Source organism: Microbacterium mangrovi, from assembly GCF_000802305.1.
Classification (GTDB): Bacteria; Actinomycetota; Actinomycetes; order Actinomycetales; family Microbacteriaceae; genus Microbacterium; species Microbacterium mangrovi.
Genome location: NZ_JTDK01000022.1, coordinates 50244 through 68924, shown reverse-complemented (window position 1 = coordinate 68924; position 18681 = coordinate 50244). Strand labels below are relative to the sequence as shown.

At 70.9% G+C, this 18681-nt stretch carries 15 protein-coding genes; 3 read left to right on the top strand and 12 right to left on the bottom strand.

Annotated elements, in window-relative coordinates:
- Window positions 1–30: 30 nt before the first annotated feature.
- The 4 genes from LK09_RS19070 to LK09_RS19055 form a co-directional block, all read right to left on the bottom strand.
- Window positions 31–726: an ABC transporter ATP-binding protein gene (locus LK09_RS19070; protein WP_039403119.1), complete on the bottom strand. Its 696-nt coding sequence runs from the start codon at window positions 724–726 to the stop codon at window positions 31–33.
- Window positions 723–2522 carry a branched-chain amino acid ABC transporter ATP-binding protein/permease gene (locus LK09_RS19065; RefSeq protein ID WP_052227010.1) on the bottom strand — a complete coding sequence of 600 codons (1800 nt, stop codon included), beginning with the start codon at window positions 2520–2522 and terminating at the stop codon, window positions 723–725. Before LK09_RS19065 ends, LK09_RS19070 begins: the two co-directional genes overlap by 4 nt.
- Complete coding sequence (locus tag LK09_RS19060; RefSeq protein ID WP_039403117.1) at window positions 2509–3369, bottom strand: branched-chain amino acid ABC transporter permease; 861 nt, start codon at window positions 3367–3369, stop codon at window positions 2509–2511. Before LK09_RS19060 ends, LK09_RS19065 begins: the two co-directional genes overlap by 14 nt.
- Window positions 3370–3439: 70 nt before the next feature.
- Entirely contained in the window at window positions 3440–4615 is a 1176-nt protein-coding gene (locus tag LK09_RS19055; protein ID WP_039403115.1) for an ABC transporter substrate-binding protein, read from the bottom strand.
- Between the two features lie 231 nt (window positions 4616–4846).
- Between LK09_RS19055 and LK09_RS19050 the strand changes: the two genes are divergently transcribed.
- A complete protein-coding gene (locus tag LK09_RS19050; RefSeq protein ID WP_052227009.1) occupies window positions 4847–6343 on the top strand; it encodes an SDR family oxidoreductase in 1497 nt (498 codons plus the stop codon).
- 13 nt (window positions 6344–6356) lie between these two features.
- On the opposite strand, the gene LK09_RS19045 is transcribed toward LK09_RS19050, so the two are convergent.
- From LK09_RS19045 to LK09_RS19020, 6 genes are all read right to left on the bottom strand, one after another.
- On the bottom strand, window positions 6357–7343 hold the full coding sequence (locus LK09_RS19045; protein ID WP_052227008.1) for an AraC-like ligand-binding domain-containing protein: 987 nt from the start codon (window positions 7341–7343) through the stop codon (window positions 6357–6359).
- A 136-nt stretch (window positions 7344–7479) separates the two neighbouring features.
- Complete coding sequence (locus LK09_RS19040) at window positions 7480–9822, bottom strand: arylsulfatase (RefSeq protein WP_039403113.1); 2343 nt, start codon at window positions 9820–9822, stop codon at window positions 7480–7482.
- 1 nt (window position 9823) lies between these two features.
- A complete protein-coding gene (locus LK09_RS19035) occupies window positions 9824–10639 on the bottom strand; it encodes an ABC transporter ATP-binding protein (RefSeq protein ID WP_052227007.1) in 816 nt (271 codons plus the stop codon).
- On the bottom strand, window positions 10636–11475 hold the full coding sequence (locus LK09_RS19030) for an ABC transporter permease (protein WP_039403111.1): 840 nt from the start codon (window positions 11473–11475) through the stop codon (window positions 10636–10638). Before LK09_RS19030 ends, LK09_RS19035 begins: the two co-directional genes overlap by 4 nt.
- Entirely contained in the window at window positions 11475–12251 is a 777-nt protein-coding gene (locus tag LK09_RS19025; RefSeq protein ID WP_039403109.1) for an ABC transporter permease, read from the bottom strand. The genes LK09_RS19030 and LK09_RS19025 overlap by 1 nt, the downstream gene beginning before the upstream one ends.
- Window positions 12248–13261 (bottom strand): ABC transporter substrate-binding protein, encoded by a 1014-nt coding sequence (locus tag LK09_RS19020; protein WP_052227006.1) that lies wholly within the window; start codon window positions 13259–13261, stop codon window positions 12248–12250. The genes LK09_RS19025 and LK09_RS19020 overlap by 4 nt, the downstream gene beginning before the upstream one ends.
- 192 nt (window positions 13262–13453) lie before the next feature.
- On the opposite strand from LK09_RS19020, the gene LK09_RS19015 reads away from it, so the two are divergent.
- Complete coding sequence (locus LK09_RS19015) at window positions 13454–14059, top strand: TetR/AcrR family transcriptional regulator (protein ID WP_039403107.1); 606 nt, start codon at window positions 13454–13456, stop codon at window positions 14057–14059.
- 96 nt (window positions 14060–14155) lie between these two features.
- Here the strand turns inward: LK09_RS19015 and LK09_RS19010 are convergent, their stop codons facing one another.
- Together LK09_RS19010 and LK09_RS19005 are read right to left on the bottom strand one after the other, a co-directional pair.
- Complete coding sequence (locus LK09_RS19010; protein ID WP_156138914.1) at window positions 14156–15862, bottom strand: amidohydrolase; 1707 nt, start codon at window positions 15860–15862, stop codon at window positions 14156–14158.
- 18 nt (window positions 15863–15880) lie between these two features.
- Window positions 15881–17911 (bottom strand): primary-amine oxidase, encoded by a 2031-nt coding sequence (locus LK09_RS19005; RefSeq protein WP_082008387.1) that lies wholly within the window; start codon window positions 17909–17911, stop codon window positions 15881–15883.
- A 137-nt stretch (window positions 17912–18048) separates the two neighbouring features.
- On the opposite strand from LK09_RS19005, the gene LK09_RS19000 reads away from it, so the two are divergent.
- Window positions 18049–18639, top strand: coding sequence for a TetR/AcrR family transcriptional regulator (locus LK09_RS19000; protein WP_039403105.1), 591 nt, complete (start codon window positions 18049–18051; stop codon window positions 18637–18639).
- The last annotated feature ends 42 nt before the right edge of the window (window positions 18640–18681 follow it).

Below are 18681 nucleotides of genomic sequence, written 5' to 3'. Positions count from 1 at the left end.
CGCGTCAGCTGCCCAGGTAGGCCCGGCGCGTCAGCTGCCCAGGTAAGCCCGGTGCAGCACGGCGGGGTCGGCCTTCAGGGCGGCGGCATCCCCCTGGTAGGTGACGTGGCCGGTGGCGACCACGATCGCCTCCGACGCGAGTCCCAGGGCGAGCTCGGTGAACTGCTCCACCAGCAGCACCCCGGCGCCCTGCTCGGCGAGGGTCGCCACCATCGGGAACAGGCGGGTGAACACGACGGGCGCCAGGCCCAGCGACATCTCGTCGATCAGCAGGAACTTCGGCTTCGCGGCGAACGCGCGCGCCAGCACCACCATCTGCTGCTCCCCGCCGGAGAGCAGCTGCGTGGGGGCGTCGATGCGCTTCTCCAGTTCGGGGAACTGGGCGATCGCGGCATCCACCTCGGCGGGCGTGCGCGCGGTCAGCGACAGGTTCTCGCGCACCGTCAGCGTCGGGAACACCGCCCGGCCCTGCTCGATGTGCACGATCCCGCGTCGGGCCCGGGTGACGCGCGACACCTTGTCGATCGCGTCGCCGCCGAGGCGGATCGTCCCCGCCGAGTGCGGGATGACGCCGGAGATCGACTCGATGAGGCTCGTCTTGCCGGCGCCGTTGGGGCCGACGAGGGCGAGCACCTCCCCGCGTCGGAGCGTCAGCGAGACGTCCGAGATCACCGGGCCGGCGCCGCGGCTCACCGTGACGGATTCGAGTTCGAGTGTGTCGCTCATTGCAGCAGCTCCGTCTCGCCCATGTAGGCCTTGATGACATCCGGGTTCTCGAGCACCTCGACCTGCGGGCCGGACGCGAGCACGCGCCCGAAGTTCAGGACGGTGAGGCGCGGGCACACCGACCTCACCAGATCCAGGTCGTGCTCGATGATCACGAGCGACATCCCGAAGCGGTCGGGCAGCTCCCGCAGGCGCGCGGCCAGCGCCAGGTGCTCCTCGTGCGACAGGCCCGCGGCGGGCTCGTCGAGGATGAGCAGCTTCGGCCGCGCCATCACGTTGGCCGCGACCTCGATGAGGCGCCGGGTTCCGACGTCGATCGCGGAGAGCCGGGCGGATGCGGGAGGGCACCCGAAGAACTCCAGGGTCTCGGCGAGCTCGGTCGCATCGATCCGGCGCCGGGCAACGAAGGTCACGTAGGCGCCGACGGTGAGCGACGGAGGCACGCGGTCCTGCTGGTACGTGCGGCGCAGGCCCAGCCGGGCGCGGGCGGTCGGCGTCTTTCCGGCGAGGTCCACCCCGTCGAGCACGACGCGGCCGCCGTGGCGGGGGAGGAACCCGCTGATGGCATCCACGAACGTCGACTTGCCGGCGCCGTTGGGGCCGATGAGCCCCATGACGGTGCCCGCGGGCACGGCGAACGACACGTCGTCCAGGGCCTTCAGGGCGCCGAACTCCACGGTGAGACCCTCGACGGTCAGCACCGGCGCATTGGCGTCCTTCATCGGGTCGACGGTCGCGATCGTCGTGGTGGAGATGTGCGCCTGCTCGGCGGTGTCGCGAGCGGATGCCTCCTTCGCGGCGGCCCGCGCGGCCTCCTGCCGGCGGTCCGCACGCCGGTGGATGGCGCTCCGGATCGCCTGGCCGAGGTTCGACCCGCTCGTGAGAGCCTGCACGCCCAGCACGCCGAAGATGACGAAGCCCCAGTTCTGGTTGATGTTCCAGGCTTTCAGCAGTTCGGGCACGAGCACCCACACGATGCCGCCGAAGATCGCCATGTCGATCAGCTGCGCGCCGCTCATCACCGCCAGCACGTAGAGGGCGAGCGACTGCAGCGGGGTGAAGCTGGACTCGTACGGCAGTCCCACCTGGCCGGCGAGGAGGCCGCCGGCGACCCCGGCGAGGGCGGCGCTGACCGCGAAGGCCGACAGCTTCGCGTTGCGCACGCTCTGACCGGCCGACGCGGTGCCGCGCTCGGAGAACGCGACGGCCTTCCAGCTGGATCCCGTGCGGCCGCGCTGCAGGAAGAAGACCACCAGGCAGCACACCACCAGCACGATGATCGAGAAGAAGAAGTACTGGCTGTCGGTGGAGAAGGCATCCGGGCGCAGCACCTGGTTGCCGGTGGTGACGCCGGGGAACTGGATCTGGATGAGCGTGGCATCCGCCGCGGCCGCGAAGCCGAGCGTGACGACGGCGAGGTTCACGCCGCGCAGACGCAGCGCGGGAAGACCGACGAGGATGCCGGCGACACCGGCCGCCGCGGCCCCCACGACGAGCCACACGATGAAGCCGCCGGGGGCGTTCGCGTTGTTGAGGAACGCGACGACCCAGGCGCCGATGGCGCCGAACGTGAGCTGGCAGAGGGCGATCATGCCCGCCGAGCCGGTGACGACGCCGAGGCCGAGGATCGAGATCGACGCGGTCACGGCGCCGATGGCGAGGTAGACGACGTAGTCGCTGAGCCCGACGCTGAGTCCGAAGCCGACCGCGACGGCGATCACGGCGACGACGATCGGCCAGGAATTGCGGTAGAGCCCGGTCTGGGTGAACGGGCGGGAGACGCTATCGCGCGGCATCCCACACCTCCTTGCGCTGGCGCCACAGCAGCAGCACGACGATGAACAGGAACGGGAGGAAGTTGCGGATGATCGAGATCTGGTTGATCATCGCGAACACGCCGTCGAGCATGCCGAGGACGAGGCCGCCCACGACCGTGAGGTCGAGTCGGCGGAATCCGCCCAGCAGGGCGGCCGCGGCGGCGGGGACGATGAGCATCGACAGGCTCACCGCGTCGTTGGACTGCGACGGCGCGACGATGACGACGACGAGGGCGCTCACGAGGCCGGTGACGAACCACACGGCGATCGACAGCGGGCGGGACCGGATGCCGAGCAGCTCCGCGGTGGTGGGGCGCTCCGACAGGGCGCGCAGCTGCGTGCCCACCCGGGTGCGCCCGAGCAGCAGGCTGACCAGGACCGACACCAGGACGGCCAGAGCGACGGTCGCGACCGTGACCCAGCTGATCACGACGCTGCCGGCGGTGAACGCCGGGCCCTGGATGATCGGGCTGAACGGCAGCGGCTTGTTGCCGAACAGGATGAACGACAGCGAGATGAGCAGCAGCAGCGGACCGACGGTCATCGCCGAACGGGTCGTGGTGTCGGCTTCGGCGAGCCAGGTCGCGGCGATGAAGCCGATGATCGCGGCCAGGACGCCGCCGATCAGGATGCCGACGAGCGATCCCGCCCACACCGGCCAGTTCGCGACCGTGACCAGCCACACGGCGCAGAAGGCGCCGAACATCCCGGTCGCCACCTGTGCGAAGTTCACGACCCGGACGAGCCGGGACATCAGGGTGAGGCAGACGCCGAGGACGGCGTAGAGGCCTCCCGCGGCGAGCCCGGCGAGAGCTCCCTGGAGCATGGTTCCTCCTTCGGGTCCCGGCGGGGCCGGCGCGGTGCGATGCGCGCCGACCCCGTCCGGGGCATCCGGGTCAGTGGCCGGAGATGGTCAGCCAGTCGGTGGCGGCGTTCTTCCAGGCCCCCGCGCCGGACTTGAGGACGACCGGCCAGCCGGCGTCGTTGGCCGAGCCGAACGAGTACGGCGCGCCGACCATCGGGTTCTGGGCCTTGAAGGACTGCAGCGCCTTGGTGACGGACTCCTTGGTGACGTCGCCCTTGATGGTCTTCAGGGCGTCGATGAAGTACGTCGCGGCGAGGTAGCCGCCCTGGCTGAACGACGTCAGCGGGATGTTGTTCTTCGACATCAGGTCGTACCAGTCCTTGTTGGCGGAGCTTGACGTGTCGGTGAACGGGTAGAACTCGGCGGGCACGTAGACGCCGGCGCCGGCGTTGGAGACGGCCTTGGCGAAGTTGGTGCTGTACACGGAGGTCAGGTACAGCCAGGTCAGGTCGTTCCAGCCCTGCGCGTTGGCGGCCTTCACCTGGCCGATGGCGTCCGGCTCGATCGGGTTCGACGCGATCGCCTTGCAGCCGGCCTGGCGGGCCTTGACGATGTACGACGTGTAGTCCGAGCCGCCCGCGGGGAGGGTGGCATCCACATAGAGCGGCTTCTTGCCGGTGACCTCTTCCCACTTCTGCACGGCGGCCATGTAGGCGGGCTTGGTCGACCCGACGATCTCCAGCAGCACGCAGATGTCGGTGAGCTTGAGGGTCTCCGAGCCGTACATCAGCGTGAGGGTGAGGTCGTTGTACGGGCCGACGTTGACCGGCGAGATCGTCTTCGGGTTGTCGAAGCAGCCGGTGTCGACGCCCACCCCGGGCATCGACAGCACGCCCTGCTGCGCGTAGTACTTGGCGTTGAGCTGGCACTCCAGGATGCTGGCGCTGCCGACCATCGCGACGGCGCCGTCCTGGCCGACCAGCTGGCGGGCGGAGGAGGTGGCCGTGGCCGGGTCTCCCTTGTCGTCGAGCGCCTTGTAGTCGATCTTGCGACCGTTCAGGCCCCCGGCCGCGTTGAACTGCTTGAACACGGCGGCGGCCGCCTGGGATGCCTCGGGGAACGTCGCCGGGCCCGAGATGGAGTTGACGGATCCGACCACGATCGGGTCCTTGCTCCCGGATCCGCCGCCGGACCCGGCGCAGCCGGTGATCACGAGCGCAGTCGCCGCGGCGATGGCCGCGAGCGCTGCGAGTGGCTTTGTCTTCATTGGTTCTCTGCCTCCCGGGAGGGCTCTGCGGTGAGCCCGGTGATCCGACGTTATGGGCCGGAAGGCAGTCGGTGCTTAGCGCTGTGGGCACGGTGCTTGACCGCACGCGCACGGAGTGCGCCACCGGTCACGCGGCCGGCCTTCCCTCGACCTCGCGCGGATCGCTCTCTAAGCTGGATGCATGCCTTTCTAGGGAAGCGTCATGCCGGTCGAGGGAGCGGGGTGCGGACGATGACGAAGGCTCTGGTGACGGGGGTCACCGGGTATGTGGGCGGGCGCCTGGTGCCGGAGCTGCTCGCGGCCGGCATCGAGGTGCGGGCGTTCGCGCGAACGCCGCGCCGGCTCGCCGATGTGCCGTGGCGCGACGACGTCGAGGTCGTCGGCGGAGACCTGGTGGATGCCGCGGCCTGCGTCCGCGCATGCGCGGGCGTCGATGTCGTTTACTATCTCGTGCATTCCATGTCGGCGCGCGGCGACTTCGAGGCAACCGAATCGGAGGCCGCGCAGAACGTGGCCCGGGCGGCCGCCGCTCAGGGCGTCTCGCGCATCGTCTACCTGTCGGGGCTGCATCCCGATGTCGAGCGGCTGTCGCGGCACCTCCATTCGCGCGTCGCGGTGGGGCGCATCCTCCTCGCCGGGCCGGTGCCCGCGGTCGTGCTGCAGGCGGGCATCGTCATCGGGTCGGGGTCGGCGTCTTTCGAGATGATCCGCCACCTCAGCGAGGTGCTGCCGTACATGCCGGCGCCGCGCTGGGTGCGCAACCGCGTGCAGCCGATCGCGATCCGCGACGTGCTGCGGTATCTCGTCGCCTGGGCCGAGCTGCCCGGCGAGGTGAACCGCACTTTCGACATCGGCGGCCCCGACGTGCTGCGCTACGGACAGATGATGAACGCCTATGCCGTCGAGGCAGGACTGCCGCAGCGGGCCATCGCCGCGCTCCCGGTGCTCACCCCGTGGCTTGCGGCGCAGTGGGTCAACCTCGTGACGCCCATTCCCCGCGACGTCGCCGTGCCGATCATCGAGTCCCTGCAGCATGACTGCGTCGTCCAGGAGCACGACATCGACCGCTTCGTTCCGCCGCCGCCGGAGGGCCTCCTCGGATACCGCGCCGCCGTGCGGCTGGCGCTGCGCCGCGAGGCGGAGGGGCAGGTGCGCACGAGCTGGCGCGACGCGTCGGTGGCGGGAGCGTCGAGCGATCCGATCCCGTCCGATCCGGACTGGTCGGGACACACGGTCTACGTCGACGAGCGCACGATCGACTCGACCGCGACGCCGGCGCAGGTGTGGGAGCGCATCGAGTCGATCGGCGGCGAGAACGGCTGGTACTCGTTCCCGCTGGCGTGGGCGGCGCGCGGATGGCTGGACCGTCTCGTCGGCGGTGTCGGACTGCGCCGCGGACGCCGGGATGCCCGGCGCCTGAACACCGGGGACGCCCTCGACTTCTGGCGGGTGGAATCCATCGAGCGCGGATCGAGCCTGCGACTGCGGGCGGAGATGCGGGTGCCCGGCCGGGCCTGGCTGGAGCTCGAGGTCGCCGCGACTGCGCACGGAAGCAACTATCGCCAGCGGGCGGTGTTCTTCCCCCTCGGACTGACGGGGCGGCTGTACTGGTGGTCGATGAAGCCGTTCCACGGCGTCATCTTCTCCGGGATGGCGTCTCGGCTCGCCGCCCCCGAGCCGCTCGGCGAGCACCGTCAGACCCCGAGTGCGTCTCCCTCGCCGGGCTGAATAAGCGCCGGGGTCAGTGCGCGGCGCGGAACTCGCTCGGGGCGACGCCGAAGGCGGACTTGAACGCGCGGCTGAAGTGCGCGGCGTCGACGAACCCCCAGCGCGCGGCGATCGCGGCGACGGGTCGGTCGGCGAGCACCGGGTCTCGGAGGTCGCGACGGCACTGCTCCAGGCGGCGGGTGCGGATCCAGGTGGACACGGTGGTGCCCTGCTCCTGGAAGAGGCCGTGGAGGTGCCGGGTGGAGATATAGTGCGCGGCCGCGATGGATGCCGGACTCAGATCGGTCGAGGCGAGGTTGCGGTCGATGTAGCCGCGGATGCGCTGCATGAGAGCGCGGTGCGGGTCGTTGGTGGCGCCGTCGAGTCCGAGCTCGTGCGAGAACACGGTGGTGACGAGGTCGAGCGCGCTGTGTGCGAGGCGTGCGCCGGTGGTGCCGTGGAACTGGTCGAGGTTCGCGGCGAGCTGGGTGAGGTACGGGGTGACGACCGAGGCCAGCCCGTCGGTGCCGGCCACGCGCACGGCGGTGAGCTGCCCGACCATGTCGGGCGGCAGGGTGATGAGATGCCGCGGGAACATCACGACCATGGTGCGGAAGTCCTCGTCGAAGATGAGCGAGTACGGCCGGCTGGTGTCGTAGACGGCGAGGTCGCCGGGCGAGAGCACGGCCTCGCGTCCGTCCTGGATGAGCAGGCCCGAACCCTGCAGCATCAGGCTCACCTTGAAGAACGGTGCGTCGCCGCGGGCGATGAGTTCGGGCGTGCGGTGCACCTGGTGGTCGGTGGCGCGCACGTCGCTGAGGTGCACCTCGTCGACGCCGGCACCGCGGATGAGGCCGCGGAACCGGTCGGGATGGTCGCTGTGCACCTGCAGCGGTACGAAGGAGTCGTTCACGGCTGCGCGGAACTCGCTGATGTTGCGGGCGATCGCGGTCGTCACCACGTCGCCGGAGGCTGTCGACACCACAGAACCACCTCGTTCGTTCGGGATTGCGTTGATCATATATGATCAACGCCCCCGTGCACCAGGTTTTTTGAGCGATTGCTCATGAAGTTTCGGGTCGCCGAGACAGGTCTTTGCCGCTGAGGCAAGCACCCCACGCACTTGTCTCAGCGGCAACCACTTGTTTCGGCGACACTTAGTCGGCGAGCGCGGCGACGGCGGCGTCCATCGCGCGCAGGACCGTGGGGTCGTGCGCGGAGCGCGGGCCGGGGAGATACGTCACCCCCCGCAGATCGCCGCCGGTGAACGGGTACGAGCGGTGCCGTTCGTACTGGTCCCAATCCACCGGGCCGCCGTAGTCGTACCCGACGCTGATGCCGGTGAACGGGCACATGCCGAGCAGCATCGGCACGGCGTCGATCACGGCGACCTCGGAGCCGTCGAGGGATGCCGCGACCCGCCAGCGCAGGCCGTCGAGCTCGTCCAGGGCGAGTTCGATCCGGTGCGGTCCGCCGCCGATCGGGGCGAGGGAGCGGGCGCGGTGCAGGTCGCCGTAGGCGTTGTACCCGAGGGCCAGGTGCCCGTCGTCGATCGCGAGCACGTACCCGCCGCCCTGGTCTCCGTGCGCGACCAGGACGCCCGCGGCATCCGGCCCGCAGAGCAGGTCGGCGGTCACCCGGAAGGAACGCAGCACGGTGAGTCTCGCCGACCGGAACCGCTCCAGCACCGGGCGCCGGGCCGGGAGGAACACCGGCTCGGAGAGCACCGCCTCGGACTCCGGCCGCACCGTGTGCAGCTGCCCGGTGTCGTCGAGCGGGAACACCGTGTTCGCCCACGCCGCGTCGCGCCAGCGCGCCGCGAGCCGGGCGACGTCGGCGGTGCGGGATGCCGCCAGGTCGGCGGTCTCGGTGGGGTCTGCGGCCAGGTCGTACAGCTCCCATGCACCGCCGGCGGCGCCCTCGTCGACGGTGGGCTGCAACGGCGACACGGCCTTCAGGTCGCCGTCGACGTACGCCCGGCGTCCGACGCACTCGAAGTACTGCGCCTGTCGTCCCGGGGCTTCGGGGTCGCTGAGCGACGCGGCGAAGCTGCGGCCGTCGACCGGTCGCGCCGGCATCCCGCCCCGGGCGGCGAGGGGCGGGATGCCGGCGAGCTCGAGGATCGTGGGGGCGAGGTCGGCGACGAACACGAACTGGTCGCGCAGGCCCGGGCGGGCCGCGGCATCCGGCCAGGACACCACGAGCGGGGCGTGCACGCCGCCCTCGTACGTCGACGACTTGAACGACCGCCACGGGGTGTTGGACACGCGCGCCCAGCCCGCGGGGTACTGCCCGAACACGCGCGGGCCGCCGATGAGCGCGGGGTCGCGCGGCACGTCGCGCACCCAGTCGGCGGGGACGTCGGAGTCGTGGCCGAACTGCGCGAAGTACGAGCGGGTGCCCGACGGGCCGCCTTCGGCGGTGCCGCCGTTGTCGCTGAGCACCAGGAAGATCGTGTTGTCGAGTTCGCCCAGTTCGGAGAGCCGGGCGGTGAGGCGCCCGACGCTCTGGTCGATCTCGTCGACGGCGGCCGCGTAGACCTCCATGTGCCGGGCGAACAGGGCCCGCTCGTCGGCGTCGAGGTCGTCCCAGCGGCGGATGCCGGCGGCATCGGGCAGGTCGTCGGCGGGCAGCACGGCGTCGGCCGGCACGATCCCGGATGCCTGCTGCCGGGCGAACCTCTCGCGGCGGATCGCGTCCCAGCCGGCGTCGTAGGCGCCGCGGTACCGGTGGATGTCGGCATCCTTCGCCTGGATCGGCCCGTGCACCGAGGTGTGCGCGTAGTAGAGGAAGAAGGGCTTGTCCGGGGCGTTCGCGCGCAGGTCGTCGATCATGCCCAGCGCGCGGTCGGTGAGGTCGTCGGTGAGGAAGTATCCGTCGGGGAACTCGCGCACGTCGACGGGCGAGTTGTCGCTGATCAGTCGATGCGGGTGGTGGAGGGAGGTGAAGCCGTCCATGCTGCCGAAATACCGGTCGAAGCCGCGCTGCAGGGGCCACGACGACTTGTCGGCGCCGTCGTGCAGCTTCGACTCGACGGTGAGGTGCCATTTGCCCACCGCGAAGGTGGCGTACCCGCCCGCGCGCAGCGACTCGGCGAGGGTGGGGGCATCCGCGGGCAGCTCGCACGCGAAGCCGGGATACCCCGGGTCGACGTGGGCGACGTAGCCGAACCCGGCCCGGTGGGGGTTCAGGCCGGTGAGCAGGGACGCCCGCGACGGCGAGCACATCGGGGCGGTGCGGTAGTTCGAGAACGTCCACCCGCGGCCCGCGAGGGCGTCGATGTTCGGCGTCGGGATCTCGCCGCCGAAGGGTCCCAGGTCGCTGAACCCCAGGTCGTCGACGAGCATGACGACGACGTTCGGGGCATCCGCCGGGCGGGGGGATGCCGGCCACCACGGCTCGGACTGCGACGTGAACTCGGCGACGCGTCCGCCGAAGCGCTCGTAGCCGCGTGCCCCCGGCGGGACGCCGACGCTCGCCCCCGTCTCCCCGGGCGCCACGTCAGTGCGCCTTCCGGATCAGTTCCATGATCTCGCTGCGCAGGGTCGCGAACTCCGGCTCTGCGCGCGTGACGATCTGGTCGCGCGGCTCGGGGAAGGCCACGTCGATGATGCGGGTGACCTTGGCGGGCTTCTCGCCGAGGACGATGACCCGGTCGGAGAGGTAGACGGCCTCGTCGATGTCATGGGTGACGACGACGATCGTCATCCCGAACTCGGCGCGGATGCGCAGGCACAGGTCTTCCAGCTCGAACCGGGTCTGCGCGTCGACCGACGCGAACGGCTCGTCCATGATCAGCACGTCGGGGCGGTACGCGATGGCGCGGGCGATCGCGACGCGCTGCTGCATCCCGCCGGACAGCTGCCACGGATACTTCTGCTCGGCACCGTCGAGGCCGACGGCGTGCAGCGCGCTGCGGATGCGCTCGGCGCGCTCGGGGGCGGGCAGGCGCAGGTGCTTGAGCGGCAGCTCGACGTTCTTGACGACGCTCAGCCACGGCATGAGCGAGCGCGTGTACTCCTGGAAGACGAGCGCCATGTCGCGCGGCGGTCCGTCGATGACCTGCCCGTCGATCCAGGCGGTGCCGCTGGTGGCCGGCTGGAGGCCGGCGAGGCACTTCAGCAGCGTGGTCTTGCCGATGCCGGACGGCCCGACGATGCAGGCGACCTCGCCGGCGCGCACCTCGACGGTGAGGTCGGCGATGACGGGCACGGACCCGGCCTTCGTGTCGTACGACTTGGCGAGGTGCTCGACCTTCAGGCGGACGGGCGCGGCGGTGCGGTCCGACGGGGAGCCCACGACGGCATTGGCGCTCATGCTTCTCTTCCAATCTGCTGGGAGCGGATGTACCAGCGCAGCACGCGGCCGCGCAACAGGGCGAACAGGGCGGAGGCGACGTAGCCGATGACGCCCAGCACGATGATCCCGGCCCACATCTGGGCGATCATGAAGGACTGCTGCGCCTGCAGCGTGACGGCGCCGAGCCCGGTGGACGATCCGAGCATCTCGCTCGCGATCATGACGATGAATGCGGTCTGCAGGCTCACCTGCATGCCGCTGAAGATGCGCGGGGATGCCGCGGGAAGCGTCACCCGGAAGATGCGCTGACCGCGGGTGAGCCCGTACACGCGGGTGACCATGCCCATGGTCGGGTCCATGGCGCGCACGCCGTCGAGGGTGGCGATGAGCGTCGGGAAGAGCGCCGCGAGCGTGATGGAGAGGATGCGGGTCTCGTTGCCGAAGCCGAGGATGGCCACGAAGATCGGCACCAGGGCGACCGGCGGGATGGCGCGGAAGAAGTGCATCGTGGGCTCGGTCAGCCACGACACCCAGCGCACCAGTCCGAGGAGCGTGCCGAGCACGACGCCGAGGACGGATGCCAGGACGAACGAGATCAGCAGGTTCAGCAGCGACGCGCCGACGTCGGCGAGGAAGACCGGGTTCGACAGGTCCTGCACGAGGGTCTGCAGGATGGTCTGCAGCGGCGGGAAGAACGTGTTGGTCGAATCGGCCGACAGCACCCACCACAGGGCGACGAGCAGGATCGGGACGACGATCTCGAGGGCGACGAGCATCCAGCGCGGCGTCTTGCGGGTGGAGGGGCGCCGGCGGGCCGCGGTGCGGGTGACCCGGGTCGCGGTGCTGACGGTCATCAGAAGGTCGCCTTCCGGTATTGCGGATGCCAGTGCAGCATCCGGCGCTCGGCGGCTTGGCTGCCCCACTGCACGCACAGGCCGAGGATGCCGAGGATGAGGACGTAGGCGAACAGCTGGGGCTGGTTGCCGGCCAGCTGTGCCTGCAGCAGGCTCTGGCCGAGGCCCGGACCGCCGCCGAGGAGGCCGGCGACCACCGCGATGATGAGCGAGGTCGGCGCGGAGACGCGGATCGAGGTGCCGATGTAGGGAAGCGCCGAGGGGAGCACGACCCGGCCGAGGATCTCGCCGCGGCCCATCCCGTACGAACGGCTGGTGCTGAGCGCCACCGGGTCGGTGTCGAACACGCCCGCCGAGGTCTGCATCGCGATCGCGAACACGCAGCCGAACACGGTGAGGAACATCCCCATCTGCCACGTGGGGCCGAGCACCAGCACCGCGAGCGGAAGGATGACGATCGGCGGGATGGGCTTCAGGAACTCCAGCGGCACGCGGGTCGCGTGCAGCAGCACGGGGGAGACCCCGATGCCGACGCCGAACACCACGCCGATGACGGTCGCGACCACGAGGCCGCCGAGTGCGATCGCCACGGTGACGGCGGTCGCCGACCACATCGCCGGCGTTGCGAGAAGCGCAGCCGCCTCGGCGATCGATGCCGTCGCCGACGGCAGCGGCGAGTCCGCGAACGGACCCACCGTCGCCGCGAGCTGCCAGACCGCGAGCGCCAGGAGGACGCCCGCGATCCCGGTCAGCGTCTGCCGCAGGGCAGTGCTCATTGCGCGCCGTCCGCGATGACGCCGGAAAGCGGCACGGCCTTGGCGAGGTAGCCGAGCGAGACCATCTGGTCGTTCACGTGCTGCAGCTCGGCGTCGGTGACGGCGGTCGGCCAGTACGGCGTGGTGACCTCGTCGGCGGTCAGCGTCGACTTGGTGTAGTCGAGCCCGGCCTGCACGGCCTCCTTCGGGTGGGCGTTCGCGTAGGCGTTGGCCTCCTTGATGGCGGCCTGGAACGACTCGATCGCCTTCTTCTTGCCCGACAGGGTCGACGAGCCGGTGGTCCACAGACCCACCGCGCCGTCCACGAAGAACTTGAGGCTGGGCGCGGCGAGGTAGGTGGAGCCGTTCGCCTTCGCCTCGCTGCCGAACGGCGACACGAGCCCGGCGGCATCCACCTTGCCCGTCTTCAGCGCGGCGACGGCCGAGGTGAAGTCGAGCACGACCCAGTTGACCGAGCTCGGGTCGACGCCGGCATCCTTCAGCGTCTGGGCGATGACCACCTCGAGCTGCGCCTTGCGGGCGGGGACGGCGATGGTCTTGCCCTTGAGCTGGGCGACCGAGGTGATGCCCGACGCCTTGCTGGCGTAGAGCGACGTGTCATCGACCGTGGCGGGATCGCTCGTCTTGGATGCTCCGGGGGCGTAGCCGTCGGCGGCCTGCACGACCTTCAGCGGGACGCCCTGGCTCAGCGCGTTCAGCAGCGGGATGCTGGGCGCGTACGCGACGTCGACCTGACCCGACTGGGCGGCGGCGAGACCGGCCGGAGGATTGGCGACCACCGAGGTCTGGATGTCGAGGCCGTGCTTCTTGAAGAAACCCTGCTTGATGCCGATCTCCAGGCCGCCGTCGGAGGTGAGGCCGATCGTGGCCACCTTGAGGGTGGTGAGGCCGTCGGCACCGGTCGCGGCGGCGTCGCTCGCACCCGAGCATCCGGACAGCGCGAGCGCGGCTGCCCCGAGCACGGCGGTGAGAGCGAGGGCGAGGCGGCCCTGGCTGCGATTCTTCGTCATCTTCGGCTCCTTTGTCGGATGAGGCTGTCGGGTGAGACGGGATAATCACCACTTGGTGATAAAAAAGTTACACCCGGTCGGGTTATCCGAATGTCACGGAATGATAACGATACGTGACCAAGTGGAGACGAACGGGTCCCCCGTAGGATGCTGAGCGAAAGCCGACTGCGAAACGGCTTCAGGAGGTGCCGGATGCCGAAGATCGTCGATCACGACGAACGCCGTGAGCTGATCGTGGACGCCACGTGGCGGCTCATCGAGCGCGGCGGGTTCGAGCGCGCGACGATGCGCGAGATCGCCGCCGAGGCCGGCTTCGCGCACGGGGCGCTGCAGCGGTACTTCCCGAACAAGGAGAGCCTGCTCGCGGCCGCGTTCGTCCGGGCGCACACCCGCACCAACGTGCGTGCCGGGGCCGCGCTGCCGACGCTGCGGGGTCTGGCCGCCCTGCGTGAACTGTGCCTGGAGATCATGCCGATCGACCGGGAGCGCGTGCAGGAGTCGCGCGTGGTGGTCGCGTTCTGGGACCACGCCGTGCAGGACGAGGAGCTCTGGAACGCCCACCGCGAGAACGCCCTGCACTGGCGCGCCCAGATGGGCCAGTTCCTCCGGGAGGCCCGTGACGACGGCGAACTGGTGGCATCCGTCGACGATCAGATCGTGATTGACCAGCTCACGGCCATGAACGCCGGACTGCAGATCATGTGCCTGCTGATGCCCGAGACGACCACTCGGGAGCGTCTGCTCGCCCAGCTCGACGCGTTCCTGGACACCCTCCGCGTCCCCGCCTCCGTGGTCTGACCCCCTCGCCGAGCATCGGTTTCGTTCCACCGACAAGATTTGCGCGGCGCGGGCGCCATTGTTGTCGGCGGAAGATGAGCATCGGGCCGGGGCGAGTCAGCGGCGGTGGACGATGCGGCCGCCGACGACGGTGAGGTCGGTGCGGAGGTGCTCCAGATCGCGGACGTGGGCGGCATCCGGCCACCGGCCGCCCAGCACCACGAGGTCGGCGGCGAAGCCGGGGGCGAGGCGTCCCTTGCGGGCGGCCGACCCGTCGAGCTCCCCGGCGGTGACCGTCATCATCGCCAGCGCGTCCGTCGTCGAGACGGCCTCCGGGCTGTCCGGATGCGGGATCCCGTCGGTCTGGCTGCGCTCGACGGCGACGATGATCGCCTGACGCCAGTCGGGGTCGACGACGGGGGCGTCCGACGACAGCGTCACCGTGACGCCGGCGCGCAGGGCGGACCCGAGCGGCTGGCGGACGGCTTGCCGTTCGGCGCCGAGCAGCTCGTGCCCGATGCCGCACACCAGGCGGGAGATCACCGGATTGGCCGTCCAGCCGATCGTGGCCGCGGTGAGGCCGGGCATGCCGTCCGCGGGGAGGAAGTCCCCGTGGATCAGGTAGGGGAGCGCCGCCCGCGCGGCCGGGTCCAGGGCCTGGAGCCCCGCCACGACGGCGTCGGCGGAGGCATCCCCCGTCGCGTGCACGCCGGTCTGCATCCCGGCGTCGCCGATCTCCTTCAGGATGCCGTGCAGCGTCGTGACCCGTTCCGCGTCGGATCCGCCGGCGACGGCCAGTTGCCCGGTGCGGTGCTCCGGGCCGTAGGGCTCGTGGTGCCAGGCGGTGCCGCTGCGCTGGATGCCGTCCGCGAAGACCTTCACCCCGGCGATGCGCGCCCAGTGCGGGTCGCAGCCGTCGAGCGCGTGCGGGAGGGGGCCCGCAAGGCCGGCGCGCACCGAGTCGACCGACTCCCCGCCGGTGCCGGCGAAGGTCAGCAGCACGGTGGTGCGCAGCGTCAGGTCGCCGGCGCGCTCCAACATGCGGATCGCGTCGAGCGCGAGCGGGGAGGCCGACCCGTCGAACAGGGTCGCGCTGCCGGTGCCGATGCCGGGGTCGGTCACCGACGTGAAACCCAGTGCGTTCAGCTCCCGCTGGGCCTGCCGCAGCACGTCGACGAGGGCGTCGGCGGGGACCGGCGGCATCGCGCCCAGCACGAGGGCGGTCGCCGCATCGGAGAACACGCCGGTCGGGTCGCCGGCGGCATCCCGCACGATCACGCCTCCCGGCGGATCGGCGGTCGCCGCCGTGATCCCGAGCGCCCGCAGGGCGGCGGTGCCGGCCAGCAGCTGGTGGCCGGTGCGGTCGAAGAGCACGGTGGGCGTGCCGGGGATGCCGTTCGCGGCGAGGGCGGCGTCGATGTCGGCGGCCGTTCCGGGCCGGCCGAGCTGCTCGGCATCCCACCCCTGCGCGCGGATCCAGCCGTCCGCGCCGACGGCTTCGGCAGTCAGCACCGCGGAGAGCCCCGCCCAGTCGCCGATCGCGGCGGGGGAGGCGTCCCGCAGACCGAACCGCGCCATCGCGTAGCAGACGAGGTGCAGGTGCGTGTCGTTGAGCCCGGGCACGACGGTGCGGCCGGCGAGTTCGACGACCTCGGTCCCGGGACCGATGAGCGCCTCGGCATCCGGCCCGACCGCAGCGACCAGGCCGTCGCGCACGGCGAGGGCCCGCACCGGTTCGACGGCCGCCCCCGGCATCCAGTCCGCGAACGTGAGGATGTCCCCGCCGCGCAGCACGAGGTCGGCTGCGGGAGTCGCCGTGTTCATCGCGTCGGTCCGCACGGCTCAGCAGGCGCAGTCGCCGCCCGCGCAGTGACAGGAGGATGCCGCCGCCGTGGACCCCTCGGGAAGGTCCATGGCCGGATTCACGTCGTTGAACCCGTACGGCTTGAACCAGAATCCGGCGTAGTCGACCGGCATGATCGGCCAGTCCTCGGTGCGCGGGATGTGCGTCAGGCCGAAGGTGTGCCAGAGCACGAGGTCGGTGCCGTCGATGGAACGGTCGTCGGCGGTGTACTCCGGCAGGCCCGCGCCGCCCTGGTGGGCGTTGGGGTACCGGCCGCCGGGCCAGCGCTCCTCCCGGTCGTACGCGGTCGCCCACAGGTGCTTGGTGGTGAACGCGGCCCGCGCGGCGACCGACGACTGCGGGTCGGCCATGAGCAGCGCGCTCGCCTCGGGGAGCAGGTGGTAGGCGGTCGGCTTGCCGAGGTGGTTGGTGCGGGATGCCGACTCCACCTGCCACACGCGGGCGACCGTCGGGTCGGCCAGGCGCTGAGCCTCCTGCTCGGTGCGCAGCGGTGTCTCGCTCCAGGTGAACGCGTTGCCGAACGGGTTGTCCGCGCCCATCGGGATGCGCTGGGCATCCACCTCGACCAGGCGGTTGTCCTCGCCGTCGATGGCGACGTCGAGGCGCGCGCAGAACAGGTGCTGGTGCACCGGCGCGAACACGCCGGGAGCGATCTCGGGCGCGTGCGGGTTGGCCGAGCCGGGGATGCCGGCCCCGACGAACACGATGCCGGTCGCCTTCGCCTCGACCTGGATCGAGCCGTCGAGGTAGAAGTACCAGAAGAACCCGTAGTCGTAGTTGCCCACCGTCGCGAAGTACGACACCACCAGCCGGCGGGAGCGGCGCACCTGGGCGCCCACGGGCCCCATCTCGGTGTGCTTCCACAGCACGCCGTAGTCCTCCTCGTGCATGCAGACGACGTTCGGGATCTGCACGGCGTGGCCGTGGTCGTCGGCGACGTAGCCGTCGAAGTAGTGGATGACGCCCAGGCAGTCGCAGCCCAGCTGCAGCGGGTTGCCGTTCTTGCCGAGGAGGTACTCGCCGGCGTCGAAGTAGCTGATCCAGAACTTGGTGTTGATCGTGTCGCCGTACGGCACCACCATCTCGGGCACGGAGGCGCGCGACAGCACCGAGCGGCCGTCGAACGAGATGTCGCTGAGCACCAGGCCCTCGCGGGCGTTGAAGCCGACGCGCATCGACCACTTCTCCCAGTCGACCTTGGAGCCTTCGACCTGGAAGCTCGGGCCCTCGGGCTGGGTGATCTCGATCGGCTTGAGACTGGTGCGCGCGGGGCCCACGGCATCCAGCGTGTACTTGCCGGAGCCCGCAGGCACGGGGATGTCGCCCTCGTCCTCGATGCCGATGACCTCGTTGGTCACCAGGTCGATGTGCACGATGAGGCCCTCGACGGGGTGCGCCCACGGGATGTCGTCCTCGCTGTCGCGCAGGAACGTCAGTGAGCGGATGACCCGGCGCCCGACCTCGTTCTCCCGGCCGACGAAGCCCGGCGCGAGCGGGGAGCAGAAGGCGAGCTCGCAGCGATCCTCGAGCCCGCGGCGCTTCATCGCCGCCCGCCACTCGGGGGACGCCTTGACGATCCCCTCGGCCCGCTCGTACTCCTCGAACAGGTACTGCGGCTGCCCGTACGGCGCCTCGCCGGCCTTGTGCACGTGCTCGCTGACGATCGTCTCGTTCGTGATGGAGACGACGACCTCGGTCACCCGGTTGGTCTCGACGTCCATCAGGGTGACCTCGACGCGGCGGTCGACCGGGCTGCCGGGCGTCCAGGCGGCGAGCTCGTCCTTCGTGGGCTCGTCGGGCAGCAGCATCGGCACGCGGGTGGTGTCGGTGAGGTGCCCGGATGCCACGAGGATCGCCCGGGCGGCCTCGATCTCCGGACCGGTCAGCGGATCGAGCGGGTGCGGTGCGGCGGGCGCCTCGAGGGTGGCGGTGCCGTGGCGGTGCTCGGCGTGGTCGTGGGCGCCGTGATCGTGGGCGCTGTGGTCGTGGGCGCTGTGGTCGTGCGTCATCGCGGTCTCCTGGGGCTCGGGTCTTTGAGCGATCGCTCAAGAATAGCCCGGGCGCCGGATGCTGTCCAGGGTGCGCCGCGAAGTCCCGAGTGGCGCGCCGTGCGGAGGCTCCCGTCCCGTGCGTCAGAATCGAAGGCATGCCCAAGCGGATCGATCCGGATGCCCGGCGCGCGCAGATCGTCGACGCCTACCTGCGGATCGTCTCCCGGTCCGGGGTCGCCGCGGCGACCACGCGTGCGCTCGCCGTCGAGGCGGGGATCGCCGCCGGCGCCCTGTGGCACTCGTTCACCAGCATCGACGAGGTCGTGCGCGCCGCGTTCGAGCGGGTGTACACGCAGACCGGCATCCGCATCACCGAAGCCACGGAAGGCAAGCGCGGGCTCGACGCGCTCGACGCGATGGTCGGCGAGATCGTCCCGCACGACGACGCGACCCGGGCGGAGGCGGTGGTGGTCGTCAGCTTCTGGGGGCTGCTGCCCGCGCACGAGGAGTTCCGCACGCACACCCGGTCTGTCGAGCAGGACTGGGGGCGCCAGGTGACGCGGCACCTGGAGGAGGCCGTCGAAGACGGCGTCCTCGTCCCGGCCACGCCGACGGCGCCGCTCACCGACGCCCTGCTCTCGGTGTTCGAGGTGATGCAGCTGCGCGAGGTGCAGGGTTCCCCGGTGGCATCCGCCGAGCGCAGCGCCGCCCTGCTCGAGCACCTGCTCGCGCCATGGCGGGTGTGATCGCGCCGCAACGGGGCTATAGTCTACAAACGTAGACGAGAG